Genomic DNA, 10,591 nt, shown 5'->3' on the forward strand with positions numbered 1-10,591 from the left:
ATTTGCATTTATTTGCGATATTTTTCCTTCTGCATATTCTTTTTGACAACCCACAATATAAACCAAATGACAATAATCACCACAACTATTTTGGAAACAGGGCCCAGATAATCGTCTACAAGTGTATAATTTTCCCCTAGTTTATATCCGGCAAAAGTCAGGAAACTTACCCATAAAAGAGTGCCGCCTGTTGAGTATAGTAAAAAAGGAATTAAAGGCATATTATTGATGCCAGCGGGCAGGGAAATTAGGGTGCGAACTCCGGGTACTAGGCGACACAAAAACACGGCTTTGTTGCCGTGTCTGTTAAACCATCTATTTGCTTTGTCAATATCGGCGCCCGATACTGTGATCCACTTACCGTATTTGTCGGCTAAATTCCTCAAGCGTTCTTCGCTCAATAATTTACCGGCATAGTACCAGGGAAGCGCCCCCAGAATTGTACCGATTACTCCTGCTGCGATCGCCGGCGCTAACTGCATATCATCACCCTTTGATGCCGTGAATCCTGCCAGCGGCATAATCAATTCTGAGGGTATGGGTGGGAAAAGATTTTCTAAAAACATCAACAGGCCAATTCCGAGATAGCCCATCGATTGCATTGTGTTAGTTATCCATTCAACCATTTTGATTTAATAATTTGGTAAGAAGAAGTCAGTAGTCATTAGTCATTAGTCATCGATCGTTCCTAGACTCTGCCTGGGAACGCATATCTAGAGGCTCTGCCTCGACTCCCCAGGAGGGAGGCAGAGCCTCCTTGTATTCATTCCCCGGCACAGCGTGGAAACGATAAACGATGATTAAGTACCCGAAGTCCAAGAGTTTGTGTACTCAATTTGTTCTGCCGTCAAGGTATCAATGTGAATACCCATTGCTTCCAATTTGAGACGGGCAATTTCTTTGTCAACCTCCACGGGGATTGAGTGAATACCAGGCTCTAGTTTGCCTTTGTTCGTAACCAGATATTCGCAGGCTAAAGCTTGGTTAGCAAAGCTCATATCCATCACGGCGCTGGGATGTCCTTCGGCTGCTGCCAAGTTGATCAAACGGCCTTCGCCCAACACAATAATCGACTTGCCATTATTGAGGTGATATTCTTGAGTGAAAGACCGAACCGTTTTCACGTCGGTGCTTTTTGCGCCGAGGGATTTGAGGTCAATTTCAATGTCGAAGTGACCGGAATTGCAAACAATTGCGCCGTCTTTCATTGTCTCGAAATGTTCGGCACGAATGACGTGTTTGTTACCAGTAACGGTAATGAATATATCTCCGACTGTTGCTGCTTCATCCATCGGCATGACGCGGAAACCGTCCATCACTGCTTCGATCGCCCGAATCGGATCGATTTCGGTGACAATTACGTTAGCACCCATACCGCGGGCGCGCAGTGCCGTGCCTTTGCCGCACCAACCGTAACCTGCAACCACAATATTTTTACCGGCTAACAAAATATTGGTAGCGCGGATAATGCCGTCTAGGGTAGATTGACCGGTGCCGTAGCGGTTGTCAAAGAAGTGCTTGGTGTCGGCGTCGTTGACGTTCATGGCGGGGAAAGTCAGCACGCCATCTTTCAACATGGCCCGCAGGCGCACGATGCCTGTGGTAGTTTCTTCGGTAGTTCCGATTAAGTCGGAAATTTGGTTCGGGCGGTGCTGGATCAGTGCGGCTACCACGTCGCTGCCGTCGTCGATGATAATATTGGGGCGGTGGTCTAGGGCTGTGTAGACGTGACGTTCGTAGGTAGCGGCGTCTTCTCCTTTGAGGGCGAAGACGGAAATGCCGTAGTCTTCAACTAAGCAAGCCGCTACGTCATCTTGAGTGCTCAAGGGGTTGCTGGCGATCAGTACGGCGTCGCCACCGCCGAGTTTGATGGCGATCGCCAAATGAGCGGTTTCTGTGGTTACGTGGCAGCAAGCAGCCAAGCGAATGCCAGCGAAAGGCTTTTCTTTAGCGAAGCGTTCTTGAATTTGCCGCAAAACGGGCATTTCCCGGCCGGCCCACTCGATGCGTTGCTTTCCCAAGGGGGCGAGGGACAAGTCTTTGACTTCGTGTTTAATCTTGACGGATGTAGCAACCATGTATGTTATTTCTCAGAAATCATCAAACTTTGTTAGTTTTAGCAGATTAAGTCATCGGCGGGCAAGTGCTGTGATTTTACTCGATCGGGGTCGGCGCTGCTAATCTTAAATTTTGATTGTGTTTTAATGATTAGCGAACGAGTCGATGGAGTCACCCCCACAGTGAGAGTCAAACATTCATGTCGGCCGATCGATCTCAATTTTTGGTTTTAGCGTCGCATTATTGAATTATTTGACACTCTCATTTTGGCTGCTGGCAGTTTGAGCGCCTGGGTGATTGCGTTGCCAGCTTGGCGTCCGGCAGATATCATTGGTTTGTTATGACTTGGTTGAGTAGGGATTAGTTTAGCGTTCCCAGACATCTTCAAATACTTTTTAGGTAAAATATTGTTGCTGTTGCACGAATCGTTTCAATGCGGCGATCGGATAATTGTAGAAGGCTTTGAAGGTACTGTGGAAAAGATTTTGCTGCGTTCAACTCAAAGTATTAGCGATCGGGGAGAGCCAGTTATCGTACCGAAGGCGATCGTATTTACCAATTCAGTGCGGATACTAACAACCATTACACACAGGCAAACCAACCTGCGTTTAATTTTAGCCTACGAGCTCGGCCTTCCTGAGCCATTGAAACCTTGGTTAAAGCTATTTCCGAAGTCGAAGGCGTTTTGTCCCAAACAACTCCAAAAGTTGATACTTCAGGCATTAACCAAGATTCTTTGCATCTTATTGTCCCCTATTGGAAGCTGCCGGAACAAGCACAGGTGCGACGGACAAAAACCATGGTTGTGGTGGCGATTAAAGTAGCGTGCGTCTGGGCGGACATTAAAATTCTTCAATCGGTAGCGGTGACTTTGTACGATCGAACCCTTTACCGTGAGTGAGTTTGGAATTTTGAGTTGGGAGAGGGAGAGAGTGGGATAGTCGGAGAGTGGGAAAAATCCTGTTTCTCCTGTCGGACTTCTTCACTCTTGACTTGTGCCATCCCCCTCCATCCGTTAAATCCATTAAATCCGGTACACTGCTGCCTGGCCGAACGTCCCTCTGACTTCTCCCTTCTGACTTTTCAAATCAAGCAAAAGGCGAGCCTATTTCTCATTAGCGCGCCTCCAAATAGAACTTTATTTTGTTGTCAAACGTAATTGAGGAGATTGTTCCGGTTGAAACAAATCATGAAGTCGTCTTGCTAGCGCGGCGACGGCGTGCTGCAACCAAGCCACCCAAACCGAGAGCCAAACCAGTCATTGTCATCGGTTCTGGAACTGCTTCTGCGCTCACTGCGAAGTCTTGGAAGTCTGCGTCGTTGTTGTTACCACGATCGTCGAAGGAGATTAGCGTGCCTCCATTAAACAGAGAACCTGTGCCGCTGGTAAATTGTCCAGCAGCTTGGAAGACGTTCGTGGTTTCTTTGCCAAGTGCGTCCCACAGTTGCGATTGCGCCCCAAACACCGCTTGCTGGCTGCCACTGTTCAAGGCTGAGGTTGAGTAGACACTGCCACCCCAGTCACTGTCGAGCCCCAAAGTGTAAACTTGATTTGCCAGGAATGTGAATACTACCGAGCCAGAACCCAAGACTGTATTGCCCAGAGTTCCTTTCCATTCGTTGTCCCAGTAGTTGTCTGAGGATTTAGTTTCCGTAAACAGGCTTTTAACTAGAGAGGGAATCGAGTTGTTCACCTGGTAGATTCCCAGAGCGGACTGGTACATTCCGTGAGACTCTTTGAAGTTAAACTTGACGCTTGTATCTTGGGTGAATGTGATGCCGTTGGTGCCAAAGGAGAAGGCTTGAGCTGGAGCTCCGGCGCCAAAAAGAGCTGTGGCGGCTGCGGTAGCTGTTAGGGCGGATAAGAGTTTGGTATTCATAACCTGTTCCTTTTGTGCGAGGGTCTTAATATTTTCATTATGCGATACTTTCTTTGTATTTGGTTCACTTTAGGTAAAGTTTGACATATTCTTTATCAAGCCTTTACATAACCTTCACAAATGCTGTCTATCGCATCTATCAGCAGGCGATCGCTCCCTACAAATAGCCACTAAATAATTATAAAGAGTGTGGATGGAAACCTTGCAGTCACTGGCATGGGAGCGCGGAGTAGCGAAACTGATTTGGATCTGACCTATGCTAATTTTTTATTAGATTCTCAAGTCTAAATCCTCACTAGCAAACACTTAAGTATAAATACGGTCATATTCGTGTGTACTGATAGTTAAAGGAGTTTTCTATTAACCAGAAACTGGGAATATTTGTTTTTTGGGACTTGTACAGGGGAGTTAAAGTAGTTTATCTATCGGGTAAATTACGTACAAAATGCAATCGTGGGGTCTACGTATTTTGGTTTAATTAAATAGAGCCCGTGGCGTGAGATATCCCCAAGATGCGATCGAGGGGATGCAATTTCCGCAGACTGAAGCAGTAAAAGATCGGATTGCCCCTCAACAAAGATTGTATAGAGAAGCTCTCGCCCCCTCTTTGCTCCCGATCGCCCGCCTCAAAACAAACCGCTGTAGCGTTCCTCGGCCCAAGGTTCGCCCCGCCGATGGTAGCCGTTGCGTTCCCAAAAACCGAGTTCTTCGGTTTCTGTAAACTCCAGGCCGTTAATCCATTTAGCGCTTTTCCAAGCGTACAAGTGGGGAACTACGAGCCGCATTGGACCGCCGTGGTCTGCGGATAGAGGTTCGCCGAAGACGGTGTGGGCGAAAAAGTTTTCTTCTCGGAGGAAGTCGGCGATCGCAATGTTGGTAGTGTAGCCGCCGTAGCAGTGTTCCAGGACGTGCAGAGCTTTTGGATCGACTTCTATATAGTTCATAAAATCTGTGACTTTGACTCCCGTCCACTGCACGTCGAGTTTTGACCACCGGGTGACGCAGTGAAAATCCGCCGTAAAGTTACTTTGGGGCATGGCCTGGAAGTCCGACCAAGTGAAGGTTTTTGGTTTTGCTAATCCCCAGACTTTAAATTCCCAACTCTCAATACTGACGGAGGGTGTATCGCCGTAGGTCAGCACAGGAAAGCCGTTGGCAAGGTATTGACCTGGGGGGACGCGATCGATGTTTTCTGATTCTGGCTTGCGAAAAAATTTGCCCACCATTGATTCACGCTCTACAGTAGCTGACTGCAATCCTGAGTATAACTTGCAGAGACGGGCGCACCGCAATTCATCTCAAGGTAGAAAGCAAAAGCACTTCTATAGAAATAAAAATCCCTAAATCCTGCTTGATGCCCGCCTAATTCTGCCTTCGGAGAGAGTCGAAGCTAAAAATTTTTAAAATTTATCTCCCCAGCGTATGAATTACCTAACCTTAAATTTTATCGTAATTATTGGTGCATTTCCGAATCTTTGATGTATTGTAACAATATGCTCAGATGCCATATGTAAAAAACATTGATGGGGTAAAAATCATGATCGCAAGTTGCTTGATTCCTTTGACGGTCTGCTTGGTTGCTTGGTGGGTGACTGCCGGGACTGACAACAGAACGCTAGACGGAATTCCGGCTCCCATAGCTGCAATTATTGGAGTGTGTTCGTTAATTTGGTTTGTGGCGGCGTGTCCTTGGTTTGTTGAACTCGCTCTAGTCTTGGCGGTGGTGGTTTTTGGCAAAGCTTATTTGCAAAAAATCTTGAAAGTCGGCTGAATTTTCAAGGCTAGCGCTCCTATGATTTGCGGGAGCGCGATCGAGTGCTGCTACTTTGTTAAAATTTTTCGCGATTTGTCTGGCTAGGTTCTCAGAGGGGGTCGCAAAGGCGGAACCAACCCTAGAATTGGTGAAATTCAATTTAGATATTTCGGTTAAAAATTAGAACATAAAGCTTGACAGAGAAACCCGGTTTATCTAAGATAAACCGGGTTTGCAGGGGTCGGAAATTTTCACACATCCCGCAATACTTGCATAGGACTTAGGCATTCCGAACTCAAGAAACCAGGTTTCTGAGTCCAGGAGTGTTGCTGTATGTGCGTAAAATGGCAAGCTGTTAAATTGGCAAGCGATTGATATCTTTATTAGAACCAATTACTACCATCGCGTCGCCCTTTCTCAAGCGTTCGCTTGGCTCCGGATTAATCTCGAACTTTTCGGCGCGCCCGACTGCTAGCAAGTTCAAACCATACTTGCGCCGGAGCTCCAATTCGGAGATGGTTTTACCGTCAAACTTTTCAGGAACGAGTAACTCAACGATGCTGTGATCTGGGTCGAGGTCAAAGCGTTCTAAAATGCTGGGTTTTGTAAGAAGGCGCGCCACAGAGCAGCCCATTTCTCGTTCGGGAAAAACTACATGATCTGCACCGACTTTTTTCAACAGTTTTAAGTGAGTTTCCGAAGAAGCTTTGGCTATTACGTGACTTACCCCGCCTTCCTTAAGATTTAGGGTGGTGGTAATGCTTTCTGCTAGGTAATTGCCGATCGCCACAATCACTGTTTCAAATTCAAATATACCGGCTTCCGCAAGAGCGCTAGGCTCAGTAGAATCTAACTGTACAACGTGAGCAGCAATACGATCGGTCAAAGCTTGAGTTACTTTTTTTTCATCAGTATCAACTCCCAGAACTTCGTAACCCAAGCCGTGCAGAGTCGAACACACAGCTCTACCGAAGCGTCCCAAACCAATAACTGCAAACTGCTTGTTGTCGGCGCGCAAAGTGCGAAAAAAATTCAAAGATGACAGGTTCACTCAATATCCAGCGCTGAGCGTCTTGCTGTTTAAATTTTAGCAGACACAGCGCCGCCTCCTTTTGGTTTTTAGGTAAGTAGTAAAAGTTGATTTGGGTTGTCACCCATTGTTTAGATTATCAGCAAGTAGGCAGGATTTTTTTATCCCACTAACAAACTTTCCTCAGCATACTTAAAAGACCTGGGTTTTGGGTCGCCGAATGCAGCACTCACCAGCAGCAGCACCCCAACCCGACCTATGTACATTGTAGCAATCAAAATCAACTTACCGATCGCTGAAAGCGTGGGTGTAATCCCAGTGGAAAGACCGACCGTGCCAAAAGCTGAAACTGCTTCATACAGCGCTGCGATAAATTCTACTTGGGGATTGGTCAGCTCGATTAAAATTGCAGAGGTGAACGCGACCAACAGGGAACCGAAGACTACGCTAATGGTTTTCAGAATCATTGGTGGCGGGATTTGACGCTGATAGCACTCCACATCTTCCTGGCCTTCGATAACTGCTGTGGTACAGCAAAACAATAGCCTAAAAGTTGTGGTTTTGATTCCGCCGCCGGTGCTGCCAGGACTGGCGCCGATAAACATCAGCGCGATGGTCAGAAATAGCGAGGCTTCGGTCATTTGGCCAATGCTAATTGTATTGAACCCCGCCGTGCGGGGAGTAACAGATTGAAACCAAGCTGCCATCAGCTTTTGAGGAAAAGTTAGAGAGCCGAAAGTGTCTGGGTTGTCGTATTCCAACACCAAAAAGGCTAGCGTTCCTAAAATTAAAAGGACAGCCGTTGTAGTAGTAACAACTTTGAAGTTCAGGGAAAAAACTGTGCAGATAGGGCTTTTGTTGAAGCGATCGCGCAGCCACAGGTACATTTCCATAATTACTTGATAGCCAATTCCTCCAAATATGATTAAACCACTGACTGTGAAGTTAACCATAGGCGAAGTGATGTAGCCAATCAAATTATCTGAATAGATGCTAAAACCGGCGTTGTTAAACGAATTAACACTGTGAAATATAGCCGACCACACACCCTCTTTAAATCCGTATTGGGGGACGAAAACCGTCATCAGCAAAAACACTCCTGTTAATTCAAACAAAAGCGTTGTTGCTAGAATTGACTGCACGAGTTGTACTACGCCGGCTAGCCCGGATTTGTCGAGAGATTGTTGCAGGGCAACTTTGTCTTTCAAGCCAAAGCGGCGGCCCAATAACAGCAGTAAGAAAGTCGTGGCTGTCATGTAGCCCAAGCCTCCTATTTGCACCAGTAAAACTAGGCACAGTTGGCCCCAAAAAGAGTAATATTTTCCGACATCCACAACCGACAAGCCCGTGACGCAGACAGAGGAAGTAGAGGTAAACAGTGCTGTTATTGGATCGCTCCAAGTTCCATCAATTGTGGAAAAGGGCATCATCAGTAATAGAGCACCTGCGAGGATGACAGCGATAAAGCCCAAAGCAATGGTTCGCGAGACAGTCATTCGATTTTAGATTTTAGATTTTAGATTGGAGATTGGAGAGGGAACCCACAAATCGAGTTGAGATTTGAGGTTTGAGAGGGAACCCACAAATCGAGTTGAGATTTGAGGTTTGAGAGGGAACCCACAAATAGATAGTCGGGCTTGAAATCAGGACATCTCTGTTTGGCGAATGCCGGAGACCGATCGAACTCAATCGCCAAATTCTATGACAACAGCGGGAAAATAACGGTAGAATTCCTTTAATAACTTGCGATTCGGCGATGACATCAACACTTTACCAGCAAATTCAGCAACTTTACGACGCTTCTAGCGGTTTGTGGGAGCAGGTGTGGGGCGAACATATGCACCACGGTTACTACGGCCCGGATGGCAATTTGAAAAAAGAGCGCCGACAGGCTCAGATAGATTTAATAGAAGAACTGCTGGCTTGGGCTGGAGTACCGTCAGAGAAGGCACTGTGTGAATCTTACCGCATTCTCGATGTCGGTTGCGGGATCGGCGGCAGCACGCTGTATTTGACCGAAAAGTTTAGTTCTATCCCTCAAAATAATTTAAAGTTGGATGGCGAGGCGGATCAAAATTATAGCCGATCGCCCGAACTCAATAAAACGAGCGCTAGCGTTACAGCGACCGGGATAACTCTGAGTCCGGTACAGGCCAACAGAGCGACCGAACGCGCTAAAATGGCCGGGCTAGAAAGCAAGGTGAATTTTTTGGTGGCCGATGCTTTGAATATGCCTTTTCCGGACGAGTCCTTCGACTTGGTTTGGTCGCTCGAAAGTGGCGAACATATGCCCGACAAAATTAAGTTTTTGCAGGAATGCTGCCGCGTGCTCAAGCCGGGAGGAACTTTGATTTTGGCAACTTGGTGTCACCGCCCGGTGGGAGAAACGGCGGGAGAATTAACTGATGAAGAGAGAAAGCAATTGGCAGAAATTTACCGAGTTTATGCTTTGCCTTATGTGATTTCTTTGCCGGAATACGAGGAAATTGTCCGCAGTTTACCTTTGACAAGTATTCGCACGGCTGATTGGTCAAAAGCTGTTGCTCCTTTTTGGGATGTGGTGATCGATTCTGCTTTGACTCCGAGCGCGATTTGGGGTTTGCTGACGAGCGGTTGGACGACTATTCAAGCAGCACTTGCTCTCGGATTGATGAGCCGTGGATATCAGAGCGGGTTGATTCGTTTTGGGATGATTTTTGCTGTAAAATAACAGGCATATATCAGAGAAGTTTTGAGTGTTGAGTTGAGGAGTAAGGTGTGCATTGCACACCCTACAGAATATTATTTGTTGGCTGCGGGTGTGAGATTTATGGGCAATGATTCGATTGGCAAGTCTTGGATTGATAAAAATGGCTCGGCTCCGCAAAGCTGGCTGAGGGCATTTTGGGAGTTTTCTCGGCCTCACACAATTGTGGGTACTAGCTTGAGTGTATTGGCTTTGTACGCGATCGCCCAAAGTGCGCGGCTGTTTGTGAATCCTGTATTTGGGCCCCTAGCTTTTGCCTGGCTGGCTTGCATTTGCGGCAATATTTATATTGTGGGATTGAACCAGTTAGAAGATGTTGAAATTGATAAAATTAATAAGCCGTATTTGCCGATCGCCTCGGGAGTGTTTTCTCGGAAAACTGGGGAATTGATTGTAATTGTAACGGGAATTATAGCAATTTTGACTGCTGTTTTACAAGGCCCGTTTTTGCTGGCTACCGTTGGCGTTAGTTTGGCTATCGGGACTGCTTATTCTCTGCCGCCAATTCGCCTTAAGCGGTTTCCTTTTTGGGCGGCGCTGTGCATTTTTACGGTGCGGGGCGCGATCGTAAATTTAGGGTTATTTTTACACTTTAATTGGGTGTTGGGTTTGGGAAGGGTGAAAAGCGCTTTTTCTGGCTGGAATTTGGAGAGTGTGTCTTTTCGGATTCCTGCGGAAGTTTGGGTGCTGACGGTTTTTGTTGTGGTGTTTACGTTTGCGATCGCCATTTTTAAAGATATCCCCGACATGGAAGGGGACAAGCAATATAATATTACTACGTTTACGATTGAGCTGGGCAAGCCGGCCGTCTTTAATTTATCTCGCTGGGTGTTAACGGTTTGTTATTTGGGCGCGACTTTGGCGGGAGCGATCGTATTGTCTAATGTTAATTTAGTGTTTCTGGCAGTTTCTCATTTGGTGGCTTTGGGTTTGATGTGGTTTTGGAGTGCGAAAGTTGATTTGGACGATCAAAAAGAAATTGCTGCATTTTATCAGTTTATCTGGAAGCTCTTTTTCTTAGAATATCTGATTTTTCCCGCATCTTGTTTGTTGGGGTAGAAGGGGTAGAAGGAAGAAGGTAGAAGGAAGAAGGTAGAAGGAAGAAGGAAGGGGGAAGAAGGAAG

10 protein-coding genes and 1 pseudogene are annotated in these 10,591 nt (G+C 46.5%); 5 read left to right on the forward strand and 6 right to left on the reverse strand.

Annotated elements, in window-relative coordinates:
- Positions 1-8: 8 nt before the first annotated feature.
- Positions 9-602 (reverse strand): DedA family protein, encoded by a 594-nt coding sequence (locus QUA23_RS23970; protein WP_333110543.1) that lies wholly within the window; start codon positions 600-602, stop codon positions 9-11.
- Positions 603-800: 198 nt separating this feature from the next.
- Entirely contained in the window at positions 801-2,078 is a 1,278-nt protein-coding gene (gene ahcY / locus QUA23_RS23975) for an adenosylhomocysteinase (protein WP_333047387.1), read from the reverse strand.
- Positions 2,079-2,438: 360 nt separating this feature from the next.
- Here ahcY and QUA23_RS31145 point away from each other — a divergent pair.
- Together QUA23_RS31145 and QUA23_RS23980 are read left to right on the forward strand one after the other, a co-directional pair.
- Positions 2,439-2,612 (forward strand): annotated as a pseudogene (locus QUA23_RS31145) (mechanosensitive ion channel domain-containing protein); the annotation flags it as partial.
- A 98-nt stretch (positions 2,613-2,710) separates the two neighbouring features.
- Entirely contained in the window at positions 2,711-2,959 is a 249-nt protein-coding gene (locus tag QUA23_RS23980) for a hypothetical protein (protein WP_333077620.1), read from the forward strand.
- Between the two features lie 286 nt (positions 2,960-3,245).
- Here the strand turns inward: QUA23_RS23980 and QUA23_RS23985 are convergent, their stop codons facing one another.
- A complete protein-coding gene (locus tag QUA23_RS23985) occupies positions 3,246-3,938 on the reverse strand; it encodes a PEP-CTERM sorting domain-containing protein (RefSeq protein WP_333077621.1) in 693 nt (230 codons plus the stop codon).
- A 626-nt stretch (positions 3,939-4,564) separates the two neighbouring features.
- Positions 4,565-5,164, reverse strand: coding sequence for a sulfite oxidase-like oxidoreductase (locus QUA23_RS23990; protein ID WP_333077648.1), 600 nt, complete (start codon positions 5,162-5,164; stop codon positions 4,565-4,567).
- 275 nt (positions 5,165-5,439) lie between these two features.
- On the opposite strand from QUA23_RS23990, the gene QUA23_RS23995 reads away from it, so the two are divergent.
- Positions 5,440-5,709 (forward strand): hypothetical protein, encoded by a 270-nt coding sequence (locus QUA23_RS23995; RefSeq protein WP_333077622.1) that lies wholly within the window; start codon positions 5,440-5,442, stop codon positions 5,707-5,709.
- A gap of 337 nt (positions 5,710-6,046) precedes the next feature.
- Here QUA23_RS23995 and QUA23_RS24000 read toward each other — a convergent pair whose 3' ends face one another.
- On the reverse strand, positions 6,047-6,742 hold the full coding sequence (locus QUA23_RS24000; RefSeq protein ID WP_333077623.1) for a TrkA family potassium uptake protein: 696 nt from the start codon (positions 6,740-6,742) through the stop codon (positions 6,047-6,049).
- A 140-nt stretch (positions 6,743-6,882) separates the two neighbouring features.
- A complete protein-coding gene (locus QUA23_RS24005; protein WP_333077624.1) occupies positions 6,883-8,217 on the reverse strand; it encodes a TrkH family potassium uptake protein in 1,335 nt (444 codons plus the stop codon).
- A gap of 260 nt (positions 8,218-8,477) precedes the next feature.
- Here QUA23_RS24005 and QUA23_RS24010 point away from each other — a divergent pair, with 260 nt between their 5' ends.
- Positions 8,478-9,431: a methyltransferase domain-containing protein gene (locus tag QUA23_RS24010; RefSeq protein ID WP_333077626.1), complete on the forward strand. Its 954-nt coding sequence runs from the start codon at positions 8,478-8,480 to the stop codon at positions 9,429-9,431.
- A gap of 99 nt (positions 9,432-9,530) precedes the next feature.
- Positions 9,531-10,526, forward strand: a complete 996-nt coding sequence (locus QUA23_RS24015) for a homogentisate phytyltransferase (RefSeq protein WP_333077649.1) — start codon at positions 9,531-9,533, stop codon at positions 10,524-10,526.
- Positions 10,527-10,591 lie beyond the last annotated feature (65 nt).

This window comes from Microcoleus sp. Pol1C5 (assembly GCF_036701115.1).
In the GTDB taxonomy this organism is placed as follows: domain Bacteria; phylum Cyanobacteriota; class Cyanobacteriia; order Cyanobacteriales; family Microcoleaceae; genus Microcoleus.

Coding starts and splice junctions, on each gene's coding strand:
- QUA23_RS24005 (WP_333077624.1), bottom strand. CDS start 8,217: ATGACTGTCTCGCGAACCATTGCTTTGGGCTTTATCGCTGTCATCCTC.
- QUA23_RS23970 (WP_333110543.1), bottom strand. CDS start 602: ATGCAATCGATGGGCTATCTCGGAATTGGCCTGTTGATGTTTTTAGAA.
- QUA23_RS23995 (WP_333077622.1), top strand. CDS start 5,440: ATGCCATATGTAAAAAACATTGATGGGGTAAAAATCATGATCGCAAGT.
- ahcY (WP_333047387.1), bottom strand. CDS start 2,078: ATGGTTGCTACATCCGTCAAGATTAAACACGAAGTCAAAGACTTGTCC.
- QUA23_RS23990 (WP_333077648.1), bottom strand. CDS start 5,164: ATGGTGGGCAAATTTTTTCGCAAGCCAGAATCAGAAAACATCGATCGC.
- QUA23_RS24010 (WP_333077626.1), top strand. CDS start 8,478: ATGACATCAACACTTTACCAGCAAATTCAGCAACTTTACGACGCTTCT.
- QUA23_RS24015 (WP_333077649.1), top strand. CDS start 9,531: ATGGGCAATGATTCGATTGGCAAGTCTTGGATTGATAAAAATGGCTCG.
- QUA23_RS23985 (WP_333077621.1), bottom strand. CDS start 3,938: ATGAATACCAAACTCTTATCCGCCCTAACAGCTACCGCAGCCGCCACA.